Origin of the sequence: Paracoccus sp. MC1862 (assembly GCF_016617715.1) — a bacterium.
In the GTDB taxonomy this organism is placed as follows: domain Bacteria; phylum Pseudomonadota; class Alphaproteobacteria; order Rhodobacterales; family Rhodobacteraceae; genus Paracoccus.
In genome coordinates this window covers 1,525,080-1,546,459 of sequence record NZ_CP067225.1, presented here as the reverse complement: position 1 = coordinate 1,546,459, position 21,380 = coordinate 1,525,080, and the positions used below count along the sequence as shown (strand labels likewise).

20 protein-coding genes and 1 pseudogene are annotated in these 21,380 nt (G+C 67.9%); 15 read left to right on the top strand and 6 right to left on the bottom strand.

The genetic code is table 11. The features are described 5' to 3' along the window. Positions 1-2: 2 nt before the first annotated feature. From JGR78_RS07705 to JGR78_RS07695, 3 genes are all read left to right on the top strand, one after another. Positions 3-1,013 carry a YeiH family protein gene (locus tag JGR78_RS07705; protein WP_182804799.1) on the top strand — a complete coding sequence of 337 codons (1,011 nt, stop codon included), beginning with the start codon at positions 3-5 and terminating at the stop codon, positions 1,011-1,013. Positions 1,014-1,354: 341 nt separating this feature from the next. Then, complete coding sequence (locus tag JGR78_RS07700; RefSeq protein ID WP_182804797.1) at positions 1,355-2,560, top strand: hypothetical protein; 1,206 nt, start codon at positions 1,355-1,357, stop codon at positions 2,558-2,560. A gap of 97 nt (positions 2,561-2,657) precedes the next feature. Continuing rightward, on the top strand, positions 2,658-4,013 hold the full coding sequence (locus JGR78_RS07695; protein WP_370576407.1) for a cytochrome P450: 1,356 nt from the start codon (positions 2,658-2,660) through the stop codon (positions 4,011-4,013). On the opposite strand, the gene JGR78_RS07690 is transcribed toward JGR78_RS07695, so the two are convergent. The 4 genes from JGR78_RS07690 to JGR78_RS07675 are packed head-to-tail and all read right to left on the bottom strand — an operon-like array spanning position 4,010 to position 6,524. Then, entirely contained in the window at positions 4,010-4,402 is a 393-nt protein-coding gene (locus tag JGR78_RS07690) for a group III truncated hemoglobin (RefSeq protein WP_182791955.1), read from the bottom strand. The genes JGR78_RS07695 and JGR78_RS07690 overlap by 4 nt on opposite strands. Before the next feature lie 38 nt (positions 4,403-4,440). Continuing rightward, positions 4,441-5,127 carry a M48 family metallopeptidase gene (locus tag JGR78_RS07685; protein WP_182804795.1) on the bottom strand — a complete coding sequence of 229 codons (687 nt, stop codon included), beginning with the start codon at positions 5,125-5,127 and terminating at the stop codon, positions 4,441-4,443. Positions 5,128-5,166: 39 nt separating this feature from the next. Continuing rightward, entirely contained in the window at positions 5,167-6,348 is a 1,182-nt protein-coding gene (locus tag JGR78_RS07680) for a VWA domain-containing protein (protein ID WP_182804793.1), read from the bottom strand. A gap of 5 nt (positions 6,349-6,353) precedes the next feature. Beyond that, the gene (locus JGR78_RS07675) at positions 6,354-6,524 is read right to left on the bottom strand and encodes a hypothetical protein (protein WP_182791958.1); all 171 of its coding nucleotides are present in this window, start codon (positions 6,522-6,524) and stop codon (positions 6,354-6,356) included. A gap of 305 nt (positions 6,525-6,829) precedes the next feature. Between JGR78_RS07675 and JGR78_RS07670 the strand changes: the two genes are divergently transcribed. The 5 genes and pseudogenes from JGR78_RS07670 to JGR78_RS07650 all read left to right on the top strand — a co-directional run bounded on the left by JGR78_RS07670 (position 6,830) and on the right by JGR78_RS07650 (position 12,692). Further along, positions 6,830-8,005, top strand: a complete 1,176-nt coding sequence (locus JGR78_RS07670) for a Hint domain-containing protein (RefSeq protein WP_182791959.1) — start codon at positions 6,830-6,832, stop codon at positions 8,003-8,005. A 153-nt stretch (positions 8,006-8,158) separates the two neighbouring features. Continuing rightward, positions 8,159-9,283, top strand: coding sequence for a Ppx/GppA phosphatase family protein (locus tag JGR78_RS07665; protein ID WP_182804791.1), 1,125 nt, complete (start codon positions 8,159-8,161; stop codon positions 9,281-9,283). Further along, a complete protein-coding gene (locus JGR78_RS07660; RefSeq protein WP_182804789.1) occupies positions 9,283-10,089 on the top strand; it encodes an RlmE family RNA methyltransferase in 807 nt (268 codons plus the stop codon). The genes JGR78_RS07665 and JGR78_RS07660 overlap by 1 nt, the downstream gene beginning before the upstream one ends. A gap of 327 nt (positions 10,090-10,416) precedes the next feature. Then, positions 10,417-11,443, top strand: a pseudogene (locus JGR78_RS07655) (IS110 family transposase). Positions 11,444-11,759: 316 nt separating this feature from the next. Next, on the top strand, positions 11,760-12,692 hold the full coding sequence (locus JGR78_RS07650; protein WP_200559301.1) for an IS5 family transposase: 933 nt from the start codon (positions 11,760-11,762) through the stop codon (positions 12,690-12,692). A gap of 228 nt (positions 12,693-12,920) precedes the next feature. Here the strand turns inward: JGR78_RS07650 and JGR78_RS07645 are convergent, their stop codons facing one another. Both JGR78_RS07645 and miaA read right to left on the bottom strand, forming a co-directional pair. Beyond that, a complete protein-coding gene (locus JGR78_RS07645; protein WP_182805899.1) occupies positions 12,921-13,853 on the bottom strand; it encodes a helix-turn-helix domain-containing protein in 933 nt (310 codons plus the stop codon). A 77-nt stretch (positions 13,854-13,930) separates the two neighbouring features. Next, complete coding sequence (gene miaA / locus JGR78_RS07640) at positions 13,931-14,848, bottom strand: tRNA (adenosine(37)-N6)-dimethylallyltransferase MiaA (protein ID WP_234450916.1); 918 nt, start codon at positions 14,846-14,848, stop codon at positions 13,931-13,933. 127 nt (positions 14,849-14,975) lie between these two features. On the opposite strand from miaA, the gene pyrH reads away from it, so the two are divergent. The 7 genes from pyrH (at position 14,976) to rseP (ending at position 21,327) form a co-directional block, all read left to right on the top strand. After that, positions 14,976-15,665, top strand: coding sequence for a UMP kinase (gene pyrH / locus JGR78_RS07635; RefSeq protein WP_220495423.1), 690 nt, complete (start codon positions 14,976-14,978; stop codon positions 15,663-15,665). Between the two features lie 52 nt (positions 15,666-15,717). After that, positions 15,718-16,617 (top strand): MBL fold metallo-hydrolase, encoded by a 900-nt coding sequence (locus JGR78_RS07630; protein ID WP_182791965.1) that lies wholly within the window; start codon positions 15,718-15,720, stop codon positions 16,615-16,617. An 87-nt stretch (positions 16,618-16,704) separates the two neighbouring features. Beyond that, positions 16,705-17,268, top strand: a complete 564-nt coding sequence (frr, locus tag JGR78_RS07625) for a ribosome recycling factor (protein ID WP_182791966.1) — start codon at positions 16,705-16,707, stop codon at positions 17,266-17,268. 4 nt (positions 17,269-17,272) lie between these two features. Next, positions 17,273-18,010 carry a polyprenyl diphosphate synthase gene (gene uppS, locus JGR78_RS07620; RefSeq protein ID WP_182791967.1) on the top strand — a complete coding sequence of 246 codons (738 nt, stop codon included), beginning with the start codon at positions 17,273-17,275 and terminating at the stop codon, positions 18,008-18,010. Beyond that, entirely contained in the window at positions 18,007-18,822 is an 816-nt protein-coding gene (locus tag JGR78_RS07615; protein ID WP_182791968.1) for a phosphatidate cytidylyltransferase, read from the top strand. The genes uppS and JGR78_RS07615 overlap by 4 nt, the downstream gene beginning before the upstream one ends. 1 nt (position 18,823) lies before the next feature. Then, a complete protein-coding gene (gene dxr, locus JGR78_RS07610; protein WP_182791969.1) occupies positions 18,824-19,996 on the top strand; it encodes a 1-deoxy-D-xylulose-5-phosphate reductoisomerase in 1,173 nt (390 codons plus the stop codon). After that, complete coding sequence (gene rseP, locus JGR78_RS07605; RefSeq protein ID WP_182791970.1) at positions 19,993-21,327, top strand: RIP metalloprotease RseP; 1,335 nt, start codon at positions 19,993-19,995, stop codon at positions 21,325-21,327. The genes dxr and rseP overlap by 4 nt, the downstream gene beginning before the upstream one ends. Positions 21,328-21,380 lie beyond the last annotated feature (53 nt).

Below are 21,380 nucleotides of genomic sequence, written 5' to 3'. Positions count from 1 at the left end.
CGATGCCGCAATCCCCTTGGGCGCAGGGTCTTTCACAAGCTTTCCCGGGCCTCGCCGTCTCGGCGCTGGTGGCCGCGACGGCGCAGTTCCTGTCGGAACATTACGCCGCGCCGGCGATGCTGATGGCCCTGCTGCTGGGGCTGGCGCTGAACTTCCTGGGCGAAGAGGGCACGCGCACGGCGCATGGGGTGGCGCTGGCCGCGCGCATGGTGCTGCGGCTGGGCGTGGCGCTGCTGGGGGCGCGGATCTCGGTCGAGATGCTGGTCCGGCTGGGCTGGCCGCTGGTCCTGCTGATCGTCACCGGGGTCATCGCGACGATCCTGTTCGCGCTGGGGGCTGCGCGGCTTTTCGGGCGCAAGTGGCGCTTTGCCCTGCTGACGGGCGGCGCGGTCGCGATCTGCGGCGCCTCGGCCGCCATGGCGATCGCGGCGGTGCTGCCGCGCCACGAGCGGTCGGAACGCGACCTCGTCTTCACCGTGCTGTCGGTCACGATGCTTTCCGCCGTGGCGATGGTCCTTTATCCGATGCTGTCCGGCTGGCTCGGTCATGACCAGCGCACCGCCGGCGTGTTCCTGGGCGGCACCATCCACGACGTGGCCCAGGTCATGGGCGCGGGCTTCACCGTGGGGCCCGAGGCGGGCGAGACGGCGGCGCTGGTCAAGCTGATCCGGGTGTCGATGCTGGCGCCGGTGGTGCTGGTCTTCTCGCTGGCGATCAGGTCCCGGCAATCCGCGGGGCGCGGGACGGATGCGCGACCGCCGCTTCTGCCCGGCTTCGTGGTCGGGTTCCTGGCGCTGGCCGCGCTGAATTCGCTGGGGCTGATCCCCGGGTCCTTGTCCGACATCGCCGCCAGCCTGTCGCGCTGGTGCCTGCTGATCGCGATCGCCGCGGTCGGGATCGGCACCTCGCTGGGCCGGATACGCGAGGTGGGGCCGAGCGCCGTTGCGCTTCTTGTCCTTGAAACCCTGTTCCTGGGCGGCTGGGTGATGACCGGCCTGCATCTGCTGAGGTGATGCGGCTGTCCACCGCCCCCGGACAGCCCGATGCGATGAAGCCCCCATCCGCCAAGGCCGATCAGCACCGCCGCGTTCCCGGCGGTCATGACCGTCAAGCGACGGTTCGGAAGGAGTGATGCGGGGAGATGGCGTCCGTCCGGAAAGGCTGCCCGCGATGCTGCCACTCGGATGCGACGATTGTGAGGCTATGGGTGCATTTCTCCGTATGCCGCGCGGCGCTTCTGGATCAGCAGGCCGGAACGCGGCGGTCATGCCGCGGCCGGTTTCCGGCAGGGCCTTGCCGGCTTGCCGCTCGCCTTCAAGGCGATATGCTGCAGGCGCATCAACCGGGGCGCCCGATGACCTCTCCGTTTCGCCGCCGGGTGCTTTACATTCCCGGCTTCGATCCCGTCCCGCCCCGCCGCTACCGCGAGCTTTACCGCAGCGAGGGCAAGGCGCAGGCGCGCATCTCGGGCTATCGGCTGGAGTTCGGGCCGCGCCGCGACTGCACCGGCTTCGGCTGGGGCGTGACCGGGCAGTTTCCGGCCGGAACCGGGCAGGCGGATGTCGAGGTGCTGGTCTGGGCCGATGTGGTGCAGGGCTCGATGGGGCGGTCGATCCCCGCGACCTATGCCCAGCTTCTGCGGACGGTCTGGACCTATGCCGGCTCGGGCGCGCTGTTCCGGCTGATGCGGCTGCGGCGCGGCCCGGTGATCGCGGCGCTTTACCCTATCGTCGTGCTTCTGGCGCAGCTTGCGCTGGCGCTGGCGCTGGGCGGCGTCCTGTGGTGGGCGGGCGGGCGACTGGTCCATTGGCTGCCGGGACTGATTGCCGGGCTGGCCGCGGCGGGGGCGGTCCTGTGGTTCTTCCGGCGGATCGACGGCCGTGTCTTCGCCTATTACCTGATGCACGACTATGCCTTTGCCGCGCAGAACGGTGGTGCCTATCCGGCGGTGCTGGAGGACCGCATCGCGGCCTTTGCCCGCCGCATCGCCGAGGTGCTGGACGGGGACTGGGACGAGGTGCTGGTAGTCGGCCATTCCTCGGGAGCCTATCTGGCGGTGTCGGTGCTGGCGGACGTGATCCGCTCCGGGCGCTCGCGGGCAGATGGGCGGCTGGCGCTGCTGACCCTGGGCCATGTCGTGCCGATGGCTTCGTTCCTGCCGCGTGCGGGGCGTCTGCGGGCGGACCTGCGCTTTCTTTCCGCCCGGCCCGAGGCGACATGGGTGGACGTAAGCGCGCCGGGCGATGCCTGCTGCTTCGGCCTCTGCGATCCGGTGGCCGTCTCGGGGGCCGAGCCGCCCGACCGGCGCGGGCCGCTGGTGCTGTCGGCGGCCTTCTCGCGGACGCTTTCGCCCGAGACGCGGCGCGCGTTGCGGCGGCGGTGGTTCCGGCTGCATTTCCAGTATCTGCATGCCTTCGACCGGCCGGGGGACTATGACTACTTCGCCATAACGGCCGGGCCGTTGCGGCTGGGCGACCGCTATGCGGGCCGTGCCCATTCCCCCGGCCGCATCGCGCGGGCGGTCAACGACTGGCCCGGCCGCAGCAGGGGCGCGCCATGATTGCGGCGCGCTGCCCTAAAAGCGGGGGTTTCACACCCCCGCACCCCCGTGGGGTATTTTTCCAGAAAGAAGTATCCTTCGCGCAGGAGGCGTGCCGGTGATCGCCCCCAAGCCCGGCAGCACCGAGGGGCGGGGCGGCGTCCTGCGTTACGCTCTCCGCTTTCGCCGCGATCTGTTGTCGGCTCTGCCGGCGCGGCTTTACCGGGCGTGGATGGCGGATTTCCGCAGCCCCTTGCTGCGGAGCGTCGTCTGCAACGACCCGGCGCTGGTCCGGCTGGTGCTGCAGACCCGGCCGCGCGACTTTCCCAAGTCGAACCGGCTGCGCGAGGGACTGGCGCCGCTGCTGGGGCAGTCGGTCTTCGTCACGAATGGCGCCTTGTGGGAACGCCAGCGCCGCATCATCGATCCGGCCTTCGAGGGCGGGCGGCTGGGCGAAACTCTGCCGGCGATGTGGGAGGCTGCGCTGGCGGTGATGCGGCGGCTTGAGGCCCGTGCGGGTGCCGAGATCGACATCGAGCCGGAAACCAGCCATGCCGCCGCCGACGTGATCTTCCGCACCCTGTTTTCGCTGCCGATCGAGGACGAGACGGCGGCGCAGGTCTTTGCCGCCTTCCGTGCCCATCAGGACGCGCAGCCGATCGTGAACCTCGCGGCGATGGTGCCGCTGCCCCCTTGGGTGCCACGCTGGCACGGGCGGCGCACCCGGCGGACGGCGGCGACCATCCGCAGCCTCATCGCCGGGATGGTCGCGCGCCGGGCGGCCGAGATCGCAGCGGGAACCGCGCCCGACGACCTCGCCACCAAGATCATGACGACCCCCGATCCGCTGACCGGCGAAGGCTTCACCTCCACCGAAATGGTCGATCAGGTGGCGATCTTCTTCCTTGCCGGGCACGAGACCTCGGCCAGCGCGCTCGGCTGGGCGCTGTGGCTGCTGGCGGCGGCGCCCGCATGGCAGGATCGCTTGGCCGCCGAGGCGCGCGAGGTGCTGGACCGGGGGATGCCTGACCTTTCGGCAGTGTCGCGCCTCAAGACCGCCCGCGCGGTGTTCCGAGAGACGATGCGGCTTTACCCTCCGGTGCCGATGATGGTGCGGGAAACGGTGCAGCCCGAGTGCTTCCGCGACCGCGAGTTGCCGCGGGGCACGCAGGTCGTGCTGTCGCCATGGCACCTGCACCGGCATGAGCGGCTTTGGGACCACCCGGACGCCTTCGACCCCGGCCGCTGGGAGACCCCGAACGGCCGGACCTGCGCGCGTTCGGCCTATATCCCTTTCAGCGTAGGGCAGCGGGTCTGTCCGGGGGCGGGTTTCGCCATGATCGAGGGGCCGCTGATGCTGGCCACGATCTGCCGCGACCTGCGGCTGGGGCGCGGCGCGGTCGACCCGGTGCCGGTCGCCCGGCTGACCGTGCGCGGGCGCGACGGCATCCGGCTGCGGATCGGGCGGCGCTAGCGCATGATCGGCACGCCTTCGGGCTGGCGCAGGCCCATCCGCAGCCCCGCGCCGATGCGGTGCGCCAGCGCCGACCACGCCCGCGCCGTGTCCCGCGGCAGCACCCGCAGCAGCGTCGCGTCAAACAGCATCAGCCAGTCGTCAAAATGCGCGGGGCGCACGTCGCCCGCGTCCCGGTGGACCTGCATCGGATTGCCGTCATAACCCCGGTCGTAAAGGATCGCGTTGCGCCAGAAGGCGGCGATCCGGTCCTCATGCGCGGGCCAATCGGTGACATGACGGGCGAAGACCGGACCCAGCACCTCGTGCCGGCGGACGGCGGCGTAGAAGGTCTGGACGACGCGGGCAATCTGTTCGGAGGTGACGTCGAAGCGCGGCGGAATGGTCATGCGCCCCATGTGGTCCCGAAGGGCGGGCGCGGCAAGGGTCAGGCCACGGGCAGCTTCCAGCGGCGTTCCAGCGCCTCGATAGCTGCAATCCGCCGCGGGATCGGCGGGTGCGAGGCGAGCCATGCGACCGGGCGGCCGCTCATGCCCGTCAGCTTGTCCAGCCGTGACAGCAGCGCCTTCTGGGGTTCGGTGCCGAAGCCCGCCTTGACCATCAGCGCGGCGGCGAAGGCGTCGGCCTCGTATTCATCCTCGCGCGACAGCCGGGCCGCCAGCGCCGAGGCAACGAGGCCGGCGATCCACAGGCCGACAAAGGGGATGAAGCGGCCGAAGGTCGTGGCCAGCACCATGCGGACGAGGTTCTGCCCGGCGAAATCCATCATCCTCCGCCGCGCATGGCCGTGGGTCACATGGCCCATCTCATGTGCGATCACCGAGGCGAGTTCGGCTTCCGTCACCCGCCCGGCGTCAAGCTGATCGAGGAAGCCGCGCGTCAGGAACACCCGTCCATCCGGCGCGGCCAGGCCGTTGACCGGCTTGATTTCGTAGACATGCGCCTTGACCCGCCCGATCCCCATGGCGCGGCCCAGCCTGTCCAGCGCCGCCGCAAGGCGCGGGTCCTCCAGCGGGGTCGAGTTCTCTGTCAGTTGCTGGCGCAGGCGCCAGGCCGACAGCAGCCACATGGCGACGGCGTAAAGGATGATGAGCAGGATCGGCAGCAGCTTCATGCCGCCAATCTGGGCGCTGCAGGGGGGACGATCAACGGCCTAGCCGAGAACACGCATCGCCCGTGTCAGCCCTTCCAGCGTCAGCGGCATCATCCGGTTCTCGAAGATGCGGGCGATCATGCCGATGGACTGGGTATGGCCCCAGTGGCGTTCGGGCACCGGGTTCAGCCAGACGTGATCCGGCCATGTCTCGCAGAGCCGGCGCAGCCACAGTTCGCCCGGCTCGGGGTTCCAGTGCTCGTTGGCGCCGCCGGGGGCGGCGATCTCGTAGGGCGACATCGAGGCATCGCCCACCACGATCACCTTCCAGTCGCGGCCATAGCGGTGCAGCAGGTCCCAGGTCGGGATCGTCTGGTCCCAGCGGCGGCGGTTGTCGCGCCAGACGGATTCGTAAAGGCAGTTGTGGAAGTAGAAATGTTCGAGGTTCCTGAACTCGGCGCGGGCGGCCGAGAACAGTTCGTCCAGCACGCGGATGTGGTCGTCCATGCTGCCGCCCACGTCCAGGAACAGCAGCACCTTGACGGCATTGCGCCGTTCGGGCCGGGTCTGGACGTCGATATAGCCGTGGTCGGCCGTGGCCCGGATGGTGCCGGGCAGGTCCAGTTCCTCGGCCGCGCCATGCCGCGCCCATTGCCGCAGCCGCTTCAGCGCCACCTTGATGTTGCGGGTGCCCAGTTCCACCGTGTCGTCGAAGTCGCGGAACTCGCGCTTGTCCCAGACCTTGACCGCGCGGCGGTGGCGGCTTTCGTCCTGCCCGATCCGCACGCCTTCCGGGTTGAAGCCGTAGGCCCCGAAGGGCGAGGTGCCCGCCGTCCCGATCCACTTGTTGCCGCCCTGATGGCGGCCCTTCTGCTCGGCCAGCCGCTCGCGCAGCTTGTCCATCAGCGCCTCGAAGCTGCCCGCGCCCTCGACGGCGGCCTTCTCCTCAGGGGTCAGCAGCTTCTCGGCCAGCTTTTCCAGCCATTCGCGGGGCAGGGCGGCCTCGCTGACCAGAGCCTCGACGGGGATCGTTTCCAATCCTGAGAAGCTTTCCGCAAAGGCGCGGTCATAGCGGTCGATGTGGCGTTCGTCCTTGACCAGGATCGCGCGGCCGACGGTGTAGAAGTCGTCCACCGACCAGCCCGCGACGCCTGCCTGCATCGCCGCCATCAGGTCCAGCCATTCCCGCAGGGAAACCGGAACCCCGTGGCGACGCAGCGTGTTGAGGAATGGGCGGAACATCGGCCTCAGCCCCTCATGGCGCGGTCGATGAAGATCGTCGCGAACAGCCCCAGAATGGCGAAGGCCAGCGCGTGGGCCGCAGCATATTGCAGGCGGTCCTTGACGTTTCCTTGCACCCGGCGGGCCCGCAGGTCGCCCAGAAACGCGCCGAGGACAATGGCGATGATGATGATCATGAGCCGCCCCCGGCGTGCAAAGGAAAGACGATCAGCGGCTGCTGTAGGCGAATCCTGAGGGGGTGACAACCCGCCGAGCTGCAACCTGGAAGGGTTGTTTTTTTTCCAACGCAATCGAGGCGGCAAAAAGCCAATGAAGCTTGCGTAATTCTCTCCTCAAGGATGTGCACTGGTTGCATCAACCACCTGAACATGCAGGGGTTTATATAACTTTATTGTTCTGTTTGCCGAAGGCTTGAGGCATAAGCGAGCTAAGCCTGTTCGGCCGCGTGTTTACCAGTTTTCCGGTTGTCGGAGTTACCAGTATGACCTTCTGCTCCTGCCCCACGCCGGGCGGCTGTGATACGACGTTCAAAGCCATCTATCTCGGCGACGTTCACAAAGATCAGTATATCGACCAATGGGAACTCATTCCCGGCGCTGAATCCGCTGCCTGCCTGAGCGGCACGACCTTCGGGTCCGGCGACGATCCGCTTGCGGGCAACATCGTCGATATCACCGTCACCCGTGACTGGAACCGGGATGGCAAGCTGGAAGGCAACAACCTCCTGGGCCATTACGATACCTTCAGCACCTCCCCCGCGGTCGACGTGCCGCAGCGGGGGACGGACATCGTCAAGCAGGTGGACAGCTTCAGGTTCGACGGTGTTTCGCAATACAAGGCGGTCATCACCTATACGGATGGCACCTGTGCCGAGGCGCTGGTCACCGTGATCCAGGACGATCTGGGCCGCACCTTCCTTGTTCCGCCGGAAAACGGCAAGGGGGTCGAGGCGATCAATGCCAAGCCCATCGCCTCGATCGAGCTGGGAAAGGCGATCCCGGACAAGGACGGCGACTACAATTACTGCCCGCCCGACAATCTCCACCCCGTTCCCTGCTTCACCGCCGGTGTGCGGCTGGCGACGGCCAAGGGCCAGCGCCCGGTTGAAAAGCTGTCGGTCGGCGATCTGGTGGAGACGGCCGACAACGGGCTGCAGCCGATCCGCTGGATCGGCAGCCGCAGGCTGGACGCCGTGGATCTCGCGGCCATGCCGCGGCTGCGGCCGATCCGCATCCGCAAGGGCGTGCTGGGCGACCGGCTGCCCAGGCGCGACCTGCTGGTCTCGCCCCAGCACCGGATGATGGTCCGCTCGGCCATCGCGCAGAAGCTGTTCGGCACGGATGAGGTGCTGGTCGCGGCCAAGCACCTGCTGGCGCTGGACGGGGTCGAGGTGGCCGAGGACGTCACCGAGATCACCTATGTCCATGTGCTCTTCGATCGCCACGAGGTGGTCTATGCCGAGGGCGCGCAGTCCGAATCGCTTTACACCGGCGAACAGGCGCTGCGGGCGATCGGCGAGGAAGCGCATCGCGAAATCCTTGCGCTGTTCCCCGAACTGGCCGACCGGGCCGGGGCTGCGCCGGGCGCACGGATGTTCCTGAACGGCCGGCAGGGCCGGAGCCTCGCCTCCAGCCATGCCGGGCATCCGCTGCAGTGACACCGCCCGACCGTTGACGGAAACCGGGGCCCTTCGGGGCCCTTTTTCGTTCAGCCCCTGTCGCTGCAATCGATGCGGTCACTAGCGACGGGGTTGAACAGCTTCACCGTGACGATTACCTTTGATCCAACACGATTTCGGAGGGCGTTACAGATGACGCCCAGGCGTCCCGCGGGTGCGGACGCGTCCTTGGCCATTGCGGCCTCGCTTGCCGTCACCCGCCAGCCCGACGAGGGGTCGCTTTACGCGGCCCTCGATCTGGGCACGAACAGTTGCCGGATGCTGATTGCCCGCCCGACGGGCAGTCAGTTCCAGGTGATCGACAGTTTCTCGAAGCCGGTCCAACTGGGACACGGCCTCGAGGCATCCGGCCGTTTGTCGGGTCAGTCCATGACCCGGACCGTTCATGCGCTGCAGGTATGCCGGCGCAAGATCGAACAGCATGGCGTCCGCCGGATGCGGCTGGTCGCGACCGAGGCCTGCCGCCGTGCCCGCAACAGCCGCGATTTCCTGCGGCTGATCCGGCGCGAGACCGGCCTGCCGCTGGAAATCATCGCCCCTGAGGAGGAAGCGCAGCTTGCCGTGATCTCCTGCGCGCCGCTGGTCAGCCTGCGGACGGAACAGTTGCTGGTGGTGGATATCGGCGGCGGCTCGACCGAGCTGGTCTGGATCGACCTGGGCGACGTGGAACCAGCCGAGCGTCCCCGCGCGATCATGCGGCTGGCGGACGGCTTCGGCGACCGCTCGCCGGGTTCGGCGCGGGTGGTGGACTGGATCAGCGTGCCGCTGGGCGTTGCGACCCTGCGCGACCAGTTCGACGACGTGAATGACGATCCCGCGCGCTTCGCCCTGATGAGCTGGCAGTTCGAGCAGATGCTGGAAAGCTTCGCCCCCTACGCCACGGGTTCGAAGGCCGACGACAAGTTCCAGATCATCGGCACCTCCGGCACGGTGACGACCGTCGCGGCCAGCCATCTCGGGCTAAAGCGTTATGACCGCACCAAGGTGGACGGGCTGACGATGACGACGGCGCAGATTGACCGGGTAATCCAGAACTATCTCGCGCTTGGGCCCGAGGGACGTCGCACCGATCCGCGGATCGGGCGGGAACGGCACGCGTTGATCATGTCGGGCGCGGCGATCCTGCAGACGTTGATGCGGGTCTGGCCCACCAACCGCCTGTCGGTCGCCGACCGGGGGCTGCGCGAGGGGCTTCTTTACGCGCAGATGGTGCGCGACGGGGTGCTCACCTCGGACGGTCTGATGGGGGTGGCGTGATGGCGACGGGATCGGGTGGCAAGGGTCGCGGCCCCGTGCCGGGCAGCCGGGCGGGCAAGGGCACGTCGGGGCGCGGCCAACGCGACTTGCGGGTGCGGGTCAAGACGGCCAAGGGGCGCAAGCTCTCCTCGACCCTCTGGCTGGAACGGCAGTTGAACGACCCTTACGTCGCCCGGGCGAAACGCGAAGGGTATCGCGGCCGCGCCGCCTACAAGATCCTTGAACTGGATGACAAATACGGCTTCCTCAAGCCTGGGGCGCGGGTCGTGGACCTCGGCTGCGCGCCGGGCGGCTGGTGCCAGGTCGCCGCAGGCCGGGTGAATGCCTTGGGCGAGGCGCGTGGCAAGCCGCAGGGGCGTGTCCTGGGCGTGGACCTGCAGGCGGTCGATCCGATCGCGGGGGCCGAGATCCATCAGCTCGATTTCCTGTCCGATGGCGCGGACGAGCAGGTCAAGGCCTGGCTTGGGGGTCGCGCGGATGTGGTGATGTCGGACATGGCCGCCGCGTCCTCGGGCCACAAGGGCACGGATCATCTGCGGATCGTGGCGCTGGTCGAGGCTGCGGCCGATTTCGCATTCGACGTGCTGGAAGCGGGTGGCACCTTTGTCGCCAAGGTGCTGGCAGGCGGGGCCGAGCAGGGGCTGCAGGCGATCCTCAAGCAGAACTTCGCCACGGTCGCGAATGTGAAGCCGCCGGCGAGCCGGTCGGATTCATCCGAGAAATTCGTTGTTGCAATGGGCTTTCGCGGGGGCAGGGAGTCCATCGCCCAAGAGCCTGCCGTGAATGCCTCGGATGAAAGCGCCTGAAGGCAGGGCGCCGGTCGATCACGCAGGTAGCCGCGGAATGGCCGAAGGCGGCTATTTTCCCAAGCAGTTCCACAGGTGACAACAGATTTCCATGGAAAGGCGGTGCGTGCTTCGGCACGAAGAAAGGTGGAATATTCCTGGACGGAGTGACATTCGCATTCCGGGCAGGGGCCGGGTGAAATTCGCTCCTTCACAGCAGGTTTCAAACCATCTGGTCAGGCTGTGCTGGCGGTTCACGGCGGCAACCGGCTCTGATGATGTGACCGCCCCCCGACGGCATCTGATGTGCCAAGGTGGGTCTGCAACGATCCACAAAGGGGAGCGGTCATGTCGGAGATTATCACGGTCGGGCTCGATCTGGCGAAGAATGTATTCCAGGTGCATGGAACTGACGGCGCAGGACGAGCCGTTCTGCGCAAGAAGATACGGCGAGGGCAGGTGCTGGAGTTTTTCAGCCAGCTGCCCTCTTGCGTCGTGGCGATGGAAGCCTGTGGCGGCGCTCACTTCTGGGGCCGGGAAATTGGCAAGCTGGGGCATGAGGTGCGGCTGATCCCGCCGGCCTATGTGAAGCCGTTTGTGAAGCGCCAGAAGAATGACATGGCGGACGCCGAGGCCATCTGCGAGGCGGCTATGCGACCCACCATGCGCTTTGTTCCGGTCAAGAGCGAAGAGACGCAGGCGCGGCAATGGTCTTCCGGGTCCGGGAGTTGCTGATCCGGCAGCGCACGCAGGCGATCAACGCATTGCGCGGCCATCTGACCGAGTTCGGTCAGATCGTGCCACAGGGAGCGGCCAACGCTGCGCGGCTGATCGCGATCGTGGAGGATCCGGATGGCGCTCTCCCTGCTGATGCCGTCCCCACGCTGAAGGCTTTGATCGCGGCACTCACGCATCTGGAGGCAGAGATCAGGAAGCTCGATGCCGAGATCGCCCGGCGCGCCAAGGAGAATGACGTCGCCCGGCGACTGATGACGGTGCCGGGCATCGGGCCGCTGATTGCCACGGCCATCGCTGTTCTGGCGCCGCCACCCGAGACGTTCCGCAAGGCACGCGACTTTGCCGCCTGGCTTGGTCTTGTGCCTCGGCAGCATTCGACCGGCGGCAAGCAACGTCTCGGAGCAACGACCAGAATGGGCGAACGATCCCTGCGACGCCTGCTGATCATTGGCGCCAACAGCGTGGTGATCAAACGTAACGTTCACAAGGAAGCGCAGCCCGGAACATGGCTGGGCAGCCTGCTGTTGCGCAAGCCACCGATGCTGGTGCGGGTGGCTTTGGCGAACAAGATGGCGCGGATCGTCTGGGCCTTGATGGCTCGGGTGGCATCTACCAATCTCCGGTCGCAGCGGCGTAAGCCGCCGCAGATCGCGAGGACGTCGGAGCGGAAGAGGGCAAGGAGCAGTTTGGCGCAACAGTTGTGAGACGGGATCGGGAAAACCAGTGTGCAACAGAGTGCCTATGAGCACGCGGCTTTGATCTGGACCCGACCTTCGAACACCATACGGGCCCTGCGGCATGGATCGCGCCGCATCATGAGGCCGGACACATGTCAGCACCCGACAACGCGCCAAGATCAGCTTCAAAATCCCTCTTGCGCTTGGGGCGGTTACACATGTTGCACAAATCCCTTCAGTGACTCATGTCGTGAGTCAGCATGGTAGCTGGTCGACATGAGCAAACCCACACGCCTGACCTACAAGACCAGGAACTGGCCGGCCTACAATGAAGCGCTCAAGCGCCGTGGCTCGCTGACGATCTGGTTCGACCCCGAGATGAGCTGGGAGGCGGCTGCGACAGGTCGACGTGGCCGACAGCAGACCTACAGCGATGCCGCCATCCAGACTTGCCTTTCCATGAAGGTGCTGTTCGGCATGGCATTGCGGCAGACGGCAGGGTTCGTCGAGAGCCTGCTTCGCCTGATCGGCCTCGACTGGACGGTGCCTGACTTCAGCACGCTGTCGCGGCGCCAGAAGACCCTGGCCGTCAACATCCCGTATCGGGGCTCCAAGGGACCTCTGCACCTGCTGGTCGACAGCACCGGGATCAAGGTCGAAGGCGAAGGCGAGTGGCACGCCCGCAAGCATGGCGGCCCGAAGCGGCGTATCTGGCGCAAGATTCACATTGGGATCGACGAGGAAACGCTAGAAGTCCGGGCCATCGAGATCACCGGGAGCCACATCGGTGACGCCCCGGTCCTGCCAGATCTGCTCAACCAGATCCCGGCGGACGAGGAGATCGGCAGCGTTACGGCTGACGGTGCCTACGACACCCGCAAGTGCCACGATGCGATCGCCGACCGCGGCGCTCACGCCGTGATCCCGCCCCGCAGGAACGCAAAGCCATGGAAGGCTGTCACGGCCGGGGCCGCGGCGCGCAACGAGGCTCTGCGATCTGCGAAATACCTGGGCCGCACGCTTTGGCGAAGATGGAGTGGATACCACCGCCGGAGCCGCGTCGAGACGAAGATGCATTGCGTGAAACTTCTGGGGCAACGCCTCATGGCGCGGGACTTCGATCGTCAGGTCGCCGAACTTCAGGTCCGGATTGCCGTCCTGAACGGCTACACCGCGCTCGGCATACCCGTCACTGAAGCTGTGGAATGAGTCTGTCCGGGGAAAGGGGGAACAACGGCCATCAGACCATTTGTGCAACAGAGCCGCGGCAACCGGATCGTGGAACCTTCCGGTATTTTGCGTCGCCTTTGGCGTGCCTGGGAATCCGTCAGTTTCGACGAAGGGGGTGTTCTTCGGCTCTGCCTCTCCTTGCGCTGATTGCCAGCAGTCCCTTCCGTGTCTTCAGATCTCCCCCGCCATTTCCGGCGCAGCCTTGCGTCACGCATGTGCCCGGAACGCTTCTGCCGGTCGTCCCGCAAGTGCCATCATGACGCGGTTCAGATGCGCGGTTCCGGTGAAGCCGAGATCCTCGGCGATCTGGGCAAGGCTGCGGGTGCGATCCGGCAGCAGGGCCACCGCACGTTCGACCCGCAGCTTGTAGATCAGGTCCAGCGCCGAGCAGCCCCGCTGCCGGCGGCAGGCCATGTCCAGCCCACCCGCCGTCGTGCCCAGCGCCTCGGCCAGATCGGCGATGGTCCGTCCGCGACCCATCTCTCGGCCCGCGAGTTCGCAATAGGCCTCGACCAGCGCGCGGCTGTCCTGACCGGGCAAGGCGGGGCTTGCGGGTTCCGGCCGGGCAGACAGGCGGTGCAGCGTGGTCGCAATCAGTTCCAGCCGGCAGGCAGCGGTTGCGCTGGCGATGGGGTCGCGGCCGCGCATTGCCAGTGCGGCGATATCGGCCGAAAAGGCATCGCTGGCCCCGCTGCCGACCACGATGCGGTTCGGCAGCGCCAGTCGCCGGCCCATGTCGCGCTGCATCAGCAGTGCCTGACCTGCCACGCCGGGCTGGGGATCGGCGGCAAAGGCGGTGCCGGCGGGCACGAAGATCACGCTGCCGGCGCCGTGATCCACCGCACCGCTGGGCAGGATGATCCGCATCACGCCTGCCGTGACACGGATCAGGCAATGGTCCCCGCGGGTCCGGCCGCGCCGGACGCCATCCGGCCGGGCAGCGCCCCCCCAGACAAAGCTGTCGAGCGGCAGCAGCCGCAGCCCGGTTTCGGGCGGCCGCGGCCGCCCGGCATAGGGCGTGATCGGTGCTGCGGGCTGCGGCAAATTCGCCGGCGGCGAGGGCGTGAACGCATCCGGCGCATCGACAAGGCAACCGGCGGGATAAAGGCTGTCGGTAAATGTGTTCGGGTCAGCGGACATCGGCCTGCCCCCAGATTCGCTATGTGAAAATATCGCACATAAAACGTTGATAAACCATGAACGTTCCCGGAAATTCTTTAAACGTGAACGATGGTCCAGCCGCGCATCCGGTTGCGGAACCAGATGCGCTGGCTTTTCGCATATTGACGCGTCGAGATGACCGCGCGCTCCGTCGCTTCGGCCAGCGTTGCGTGCCCTTCCAGGTGGTCCTTCAGCTCGGCCGCGCCGATCGCGCGGGTCCATTGCGCGCCCGCCTGCCAGAGGGGCAGCATCTGCCGCACCTCGTCCAGCGCGCCCTGCTGCAGCATCGCGTCAAAGCGCGCGGCGATGCGCCGGGCAAGCCGGTCGCGGTCCGTCTGCAGCACGAAGCGCTGCGCCCCGCCCGCCGGAATCAGCGGCGGCGGCGTTTCGGCCTGCCAGTCGGCAAGCCCCCGTCCGGTCGCGCTCAGCACCTCCCACGCGCGCTGGACGCGGGCCGGGTTCCGCAGGTCCAGACCCGCGCGGGTGCGCGCGTCCAGCGCCTCGATCATCTCCTCCAGCCCGCCACGCGCCAGCCATGCGTCGCCCTTTGCCCGGATCTCTGCGGGGACCGGGGGAATGACGGCCAGGCCCGAGGTCAGCGCCGACAGGTAAAGCCCGGTCCCCCCTGCGATCACCAGCGGGCGGGACCGGTCCAGCAATGCCGCGACCTCGGCCAGCCAGTCTCCGACGGAATAGCTGCGCCCCGGCGCGATATGGCCGTAAAGCAGGTGCGGGGCCGCGGCTTCATCCTCGGTCGAGGGGCGCGCCGTCAGCACCCGCCAGCAGGACCAGACCTGCAGGGCATCGGCATTGACCACCGCACCGCCAATCGCCCGCGCGATCCGCAGCGCCATCGCCGACTTGCCCGATGCGGTCGGTCCCGCGATCAGGACCGGGCGGCTCGGGTCGATGACGGCGACGAGCCGTTCAATCCGCGAGGGATCGTCTGACGCGGCGGAGGCGGTGTTGATCATGCGCTCTATCTGCGTCATTTTGCCGGCCGATGAAATCCGCGGGGGCCACAGCATGACCGAAACCGACCTGACCAACCCCGCGCCACCCTCGACCGCCGCACCGCAGGCCGTCGGCTATGACCGGGTCATGCTGAAGATCTCCGGCGAGGCGCTGATGGGCGACCAGGGCTACGGGCTGCACCCGCCGACCGTCGCCCGCATCGCCAATGAGGTGAAATCCGTTCATGACCTCGGCACCGAGATCTGCATGGTGATCGGCGGCGGCAACATCTTCCGTGGCCTGCAGGGTAGCGCCCAGGGGATGGAGCGGGCGACTGCCGACTACATGGGGATGCTGGCGACGGTGATGAACGCGCTGGCCATGCAGGCGGCGCTGGAAGCCGAGGGCATCCACACCCGCGTCATCAGCGCCATCCGCATGGACGAGGTGGCCGAGCCCTACATCCGCCGCCGCGCCATCCGTCATCTGGAAAAGAAGCGCGTCATCATCTTCGCGGCCGGAACCGGGAACCCGTATTTCACCACCGACACCGCGGCCACGCTGCGCGCCAACGAGATGAACTGCGAGGTGATCTTCAAGGGCACCAAGGTGGACGGGGTCTATGACAAGGATCCCAAGAAGCATGCCGACGCGGTGCGTTACGACAACGTGAGCTATGACGAAGTGCTGCAGAAGCATCTCAACGTCATGGACGCCTCGGCCATCGCGCTGGCGCGGGACAACAACCTGCCGATCATCGTCTTCTCGCTGGACGAGCCGGGCGGCTTCTGCGGCATCCTGGCGGGGAACGGCACCTATACGCGGGTGCACGAATAGGAACCCCGGCCCGCCGCGTTCGTTCTGCCTTGAAGCCAGAAACGAGGCGGCCATGTCCGAACAGATCCCCCTTTCCGACGACGCAAGCGCGGTCGAGCCGGAACTGGATGCCGCACGGCGCGACCATACGCATGAGGTCGCGCCCGATCTGGCCTATCGGCGCCTGGGCATTGTCAACGTGATCTTCGTGGGCCCCTCGGGCGCAGGGGATCGCGAATGGGTGCTGATCGACGCGGGGCTGACCGGGACGGCGGGCCTGATCCGCAGTGCCGCGCAGGCGCGCTTCGGGGAAGGATCGCGCCCCGCCGCCATTGTCATGACGCATGGTCATTTCGACCATGTCGGCGCGCTGGAGCAGCTGGCCGAGGAATGGGACGCCCCCGTCTACGCGCATCCGCTTGAACACCCCTACCTGAACGGCAGCGCCGCCTATCCGCCCGCGGATCCAAGCGTCGGCGGCGGGCTGATGGCGCGCCTCTCGCGTCTTTACCCCAGGTCGCCCGTGGATGTCGGCGCGCGCCTGCGCCCGCTGCCCGAGGATGGCAGCGTGCCGTTCATGCCGGGCTGGCGCTGGGTCCACACGCCCGGCCACTCGGTTGGTCATGTCTCGCTCTGGCGCGACGGGGATCGCGCCCTGATCGTGGGCGATGCCTTCTGCACGACAGGGCAGGAGTCCGCCTATGACGTTGCCCTGCAAGAGCCGCAGATGCACGGCCCACCGATGTATTTCACCATCGACTGGGAAGCCGCCGAGGAGTCGGTGAAGAAGCTCGCCGCGCTGGGACCCGAACTTGCCGTGACCTTTCACGGCCAGCCCATGCGCGGCCCCGAGATGCGCGCGGCGCTGCACCGGCTCGCGCGCGAGTTCCGGGCGGTGGCGGTGCCGGAAAAGGGCGAGTATGTCGCCCGCGCCCGCCGGGCCGGGGACGGCAGCGCCTACGAGAAAGCGTAAAGCTGTCTGCAACTGCGGCGGCAGTGCACCTATACAAACCCGTCCGCAAGCGGCTATAGAGCGAAAAAACTATCTGCGAGCAGGATTATGGCCGACGAGATCGAGATCGATACGGATGACCTTGAACGCCGGATGAAAGGCGCGATGGACAGCCTGCGGCACGAATTTTCATCCCTGCGGACGGGCCGCGCCTCGGCCAGCATGATCGACCCGATTACCGTGGACGCCTATGGCTCGCCCACGCCGATCAACCAGCTTGGGACCGTGAACGTGCCGGAACCGCGCATGGTCACAATCAACATCTGGGACAAGGGCATGGTCGGCAAGGTGGAAAAGGCGATCCGCGAAAGCGGCCTCGGCATCAACCCGCAGACCAACGGCACCATCATCATGCTGCCGATCCCCGAACTGAACGAGGAACGCCGGCGCGAGCTGACCAAGGTCGCCGCGCAATATGCCGAAAGCGCCCGCGTCGCGATCCGCAACGTGCGCCGCGACGGCATGGACCAGATCAAGAAGGGCAAGTCCAAGGGCATGGCAGAGGACGACCAGAAGTTCTGGGAATCCTCGGTGCAGGAACTGACCGACAAGATGATCGCCGAGGTGGACAAGGCGCTCGAGTCTAAACAAGCCGAAATCATGCAGGTCTGACATCATGGCCGAAGCAGCGCCGGTCATCACGCCCGCCTTCGCCAATGGCGCAGCCCGCTCCCGCCATGTCGCGATCATCATGGACGGCAACGGGCGCTGGGCCAGCGAGCGGGGCTGGCCGCGCCTCGTCGGCCACCGTCGCGGGGCCGAGCGGGTCAAGCAGATCGTCCGGGCGGCGCCAGACCTCGGCGTGAACTGGCTGACACTTTACGCCTTCTCGACCGAGAACTGGAAGCGCTCGACCGAGGAAGTGCTGGGCCTGATGGGTATCTTCGCCCGCTATATCCGGCGCGAGGCCGACGCCATGGCGGCTGAGGGCGTGCGGATGCGCTTCATCGGCGGGCGCGAGCGGCTGGACCCCAAGCTGCAGGCGCTGATGGCGGGGATCGAGGCGCGGACGGCGGGCAACTGCCGCCTGAACCTGACCGTCGCCATCAACTACGGTGGCCGCGACGAGCTTGCGCGGGCGGCGGCGCGGCTGGCCGGCAGGATCGCGGCCGGCGAGATCGCAAGGCCCGGCGAGGCCGACCTTGCCGCCTGCCTCGACACCGCCGGCCAGCCCGACCCGGATCTGGTGATCCGCACCTCGGGCGAGACGCGGACCTCGAATTTCCTGCCGTTTCAGGCGGCCTATGCGGAATACGAGTTCACGCCGGTGCTGTGGCCCGATTTCTCGCCGGCGCATCTGGCCGAGATCCTCGACCGCACCAGCCTGCGCCAGCGCCGTTTCGGAGCGGCATGAGGGGCCTGCGCCCACCGCGCGTCGCGCCACAGGGCCGCTGGCCCGATCTGGCCGAGCGGCTCGGCTCGGCGCTGATCATCCTTGTTGCCGGCACCGCGCTGCTGTTGCTGCCGGTGCTGGTGGCCAGCATCGGCATCTCGGTTCTGTTCGCGGCCCTGATGTGGGAACTGACCCGCCTCGTGGTCCCGGCGCCGCAGCGTGGCCGGGTGATCGGCGTCGGCCTGCTGTCAGGCCTGGCGATGGCCCTGACGCTGCTTTGGGGATCGTGGGGGGCGCTGGCCTTCATCCTGTCCCTTGGCCTCGGCACCCGCATCGCCCGGCGCGAGCTGCGGCTTGCCTATGTCGGCTTCAGCCTGATGATGGTCTTGGCGGCTTGGGGGCTGCTGTGGATACGCATCACCTTCGGCTTGGGCGAGGCGGTCTGGATCGTGGCCCTGGTCGTGCTGTCGGACGTGCTGGGTTACTTCGTCGGCCGCAGCGTCGGCGGCCCCAAGTTCTGGCCCGCCATCAGCCCGAAGAAGACATGGAGCGGGACTGTCGCCGGCTGGGCCGGTGCGGTGCTGTTGGGGATCATCCTCGTGATCCTCGGCCGGGCCGATCCCGGCGTGATCGTGATCGGCCCGCTTCTCGCCTTTGCCGGCCAGATGGGCGATATCGCCGAAAGCTGGATCAAGCGGCGGGTCGGCGTAAAGGACAGCTCGCGCCTGATCCCCGGACACGGAGGGCTGATGGACCGTTTCGATGCGATGGCAGGATCGCTCGCCGCAGCGACGGTGCTGGGCCTGGGCAACTGGCTGCCGATCGTGGGCTGAGATGCGCAGCGTTTCCATCTTCGGCGCGACCGGCTCGGTCGGGGAAAGCGCCTTCGACCTGCTGATGCGGTCAGGCGGACCCGCGACATGGCGGACGGTCGCCCTGACCGGCGGGCGCAACGTCGCGCGGCTGGCCGAGATGGCGCGCGCCCTGCGGGCCGAGATCGCCGTGATCGCCGACGAAGCGCTGCTGCCTGATCTGCGCGAGGCTCTGGAGGGGTCGGGGGTCGAGGCCGCGACCGGCACGACCGCCATCGCCGAGGCCGCCGACCGGCCTGCCGACTGGACCTTGTCGGCGATCGTGGGCGCGGCGGGGCTTGCCCCCGGCCTGCGGGTGGTCCAGCGCGGCGGCACGCTGGCATTGGCGAACAAGGAAAGCCTTGTTGCCGCAGGCCGCCTACTGATGGGCACCGCACAGCGCAGCGGCGCCACGATCCTGCCGGTGGATTCGGAACATTCCGCCGTTTTCCAGTGCCTTGAGAATAACAGTCTCGACCGGGTCGAGCTTGTCACCCTGACCGCCTCGGGCGGCGCCTTCCGCGACTGGCCGCTTGAGCGGCTGGCCCGGGCCACGGTGGCCGAGGCGTCCAGCCATCCGAACTGGGACATGGGCCAGCGCATCACCATCGACAGCGCCTCGATGTTCAACAAGGCGCTGGAAGTCATCGAGGCGCATGAGTTCTTCGGCCTGCCGGAAGACCGCATCGCCGTCCTGATCCATCCCGAATCCATCGTCCATGCGCTTGTCGCCTATATCGACGGCGGCACGCTGGCGCATCTGGGGCCGCCGGACATGCGCCATGCCATCGGCCATGCGCTGCACTGGCCCCGGCGCGAGAAGCTGCCGTTGCCGCGGCTGGACCTTGCCGCCCTGGGCAGCCTGACCTTCCGTGCCCCCTGCGGGACGCGCTGGCCGGCGCTGGCATTGGCGCGGCAGGTGATCGCGCAGGGCGGGGCCGCTGGGGCGGTGCTGAACGCGGCCAAGGAACAGGCGCTGGACGATTTCATCACCGGCCGCATCCGCTTCACCGACATGGCGGGGGCGGTCGCGCATGCGCTTGATCTCGCGGCGGGGCGGGCGGGCTTCGGGAACAGTCCCGACAGCCTGCAGACCGTTCTGGAATGGGACGCGCAAGCGCGGCGTGACGCCGCCGTGTGGCAGGCGGCGGCATGATCGGGGAAATCGCCGGACAGATGGGCGGCTTTGCCTGGACGGTCGCCGCCTTCATCATCGCGCTGTCGATCATCGTGGGCGTCCACGAATACGGCCATTACATCGTCGGCCGCTGGTCGGGCATCCGGGCCGAGGTCTTCTCGCTAGGCTTCGGGCCGCGGCTGTTCGCCCGCCGCGACCGGCGCGGCACCGTCTGGCAGGTCGCGGCGATCCCGCTTGGCGGGTATGTCCGCTTCCTCGGGGATGCGGATGTGGCCAGCGCCACCCGCGACGGCTCGGTCGACCCAAGGCTGGCGCGGCAGACGCTGGGGGGTGCGCCGCTCTGGGCGCGGTTCGCCACCGTTGCGGCGGGGCCGTTCTTCAACTTCATCCTGGCCGCTGCCGTCTTTGCGGGCGTGGTCATGTGGCAGGGGCTTGCCACCGACCGCGTGGTGGTGGGCGAGATCGCGCCCGCGCCCCCCGGCATCACCAACGACCTGCGGCCCGGCGACGAGGTGCTGGCCGTCGGAGGACAGCCCGTCACCGACTGGGGCGCGCTGTTCCGCCTGTCCGAGACGCTGCCGCCCGCGCCGCAGCAGCAGTGGACCGTCCGCCGTGGGGGCAACGAGATCACCGTCACCGCCCCCGATGTCGCGCCACCGCGCGTCTCGGGCGTGGGGCCGCGCAGCGCCGCCTCGGCGGTGGACCTGCGGCCCGGCGATGTGATCCTGGCGGTCGAAGGCCGGCCGATCACCCGCTTCACCGACCTGCGACCGACCGTCGAGGCCGCGCAGGGCCGCCCCGTCACCATGCGCGTCTGGCGCGAGGACGCCGGAGAGGCCGATTTTGTCCTTGTCCCCCGCGAACAGGACCTGCCCCGCGTCGATGGCGGCTTCGAGAAACGCTGGCTGATCGGCGTGACCGGAGGAGAGGGCTACATCCGCCCCGCCACCCGGACGCCCAACCCGTTCGAGGCGCTGTGGATCGGCACACAGCAGACCTGGGACGTGATCTGGGGCTCGCTGACCGGGCTGGTCGCCATGGTCACCGGGCAGATCGGCCGCTGCAACCTGTCCGGCGCGATTTCCATCGCCGAGGTCGCGGGGGACGCGGCCAGCTCGGGCGCGGGCAACTTCTTCTGGCTGGTCGCGGTGCTGTCGGCGGGCATCGGTTTCCTGAACCTGCTGCCGATCCCGGTGCTGGATGGCGGACACCTTGCCTTCTACACATGGGAGGCCGTGGCGGGCCGCCCGCCGTCGGCACGCGTCATGGATGTGCTGACCCGCATCGGCGTGGCGCTGGTGCTGGCACTGATGTTCTTCGGCCTCTCCAACGACATACTTTGCCGCTGAGGCGGGGGTTTGCTTTGACAGGACAGGCGGCAGGGGTTTAATCCTGCCGCAAA

Excerpts from the sequence above, each read along its gene's own strand:
- JGR78_RS07705 (WP_182804799.1), top strand. The coding sequence starts at position 3 with ATGCCGCAATCCCCTTGGGCGCAGGGTCTTTCACAAGCTTTCCCGGGC.
- JGR78_RS07700 (WP_182804797.1), top strand. The coding sequence starts at position 1,355 with ATGACCTCTCCGTTTCGCCGCCGGGTGCTTTACATTCCCGGCTTCGAT.
- JGR78_RS07690 (WP_182791955.1), bottom strand. The coding sequence starts at position 4,402 with ATGACCATTCCGCCGCGCTTCGACGTCACCTCCGAACAGATTGCCCGC.
- JGR78_RS07685 (WP_182804795.1), bottom strand. The coding sequence starts at position 5,127 with ATGAAGCTGCTGCCGATCCTGCTCATCATCCTTTACGCCGTCGCCATG.
- JGR78_RS07680 (WP_182804793.1), bottom strand. The coding sequence starts at position 6,348 with ATGTTCCGCCCATTCCTCAACACGCTGCGTCGCCACGGGGTTCCGGTT.
- JGR78_RS07675 (WP_182791958.1), bottom strand. The coding sequence starts at position 6,524 with ATGATCATCATCATCGCCATTGTCCTCGGCGCGTTTCTGGGCGACCTG.
- JGR78_RS07670 (WP_182791959.1), top strand. The coding sequence starts at position 6,830 with ATGACCTTCTGCTCCTGCCCCACGCCGGGCGGCTGTGATACGACGTTC.
- JGR78_RS07665 (WP_182804791.1), top strand. The coding sequence starts at position 8,159 with ATGACGCCCAGGCGTCCCGCGGGTGCGGACGCGTCCTTGGCCATTGCG.
- JGR78_RS07660 (WP_182804789.1), top strand. The coding sequence starts at position 9,283 with ATGGCGACGGGATCGGGTGGCAAGGGTCGCGGCCCCGTGCCGGGCAGC.
- JGR78_RS07650 (WP_200559301.1), top strand. The coding sequence starts at position 11,760 with ATGAGCAAACCCACACGCCTGACCTACAAGACCAGGAACTGGCCGGCC.
- JGR78_RS07645 (WP_182805899.1), bottom strand. The coding sequence starts at position 13,853 with ATGTCCGCTGACCCGAACACATTTACCGACAGCCTTTATCCCGCCGGT.
- miaA (WP_234450916.1), bottom strand. The coding sequence starts at position 14,848 with ATGATCAACACCGCCTCCGCCGCGTCAGACGATCCCTCGCGGATTGAA.
- pyrH (WP_220495423.1), top strand. The coding sequence starts at position 14,976 with ATGCTGAAGATCTCCGGCGAGGCGCTGATGGGCGACCAGGGCTACGGG.
- JGR78_RS07630 (WP_182791965.1), top strand. The coding sequence starts at position 15,718 with ATGTCCGAACAGATCCCCCTTTCCGACGACGCAAGCGCGGTCGAGCCG.
- frr (WP_182791966.1), top strand. The coding sequence starts at position 16,705 with ATGGCCGACGAGATCGAGATCGATACGGATGACCTTGAACGCCGGATG.
- uppS (WP_182791967.1), top strand. The coding sequence starts at position 17,273 with ATGGCCGAAGCAGCGCCGGTCATCACGCCCGCCTTCGCCAATGGCGCA.
- JGR78_RS07615 (WP_182791968.1), top strand. The coding sequence starts at position 18,007 with ATGAGGGGCCTGCGCCCACCGCGCGTCGCGCCACAGGGCCGCTGGCCC.
- dxr (WP_182791969.1), top strand. The coding sequence starts at position 18,824 with ATGCGCAGCGTTTCCATCTTCGGCGCGACCGGCTCGGTCGGGGAAAGC.
- rseP (WP_182791970.1), top strand. The coding sequence starts at position 19,993 with ATGATCGGGGAAATCGCCGGACAGATGGGCGGCTTTGCCTGGACGGTC.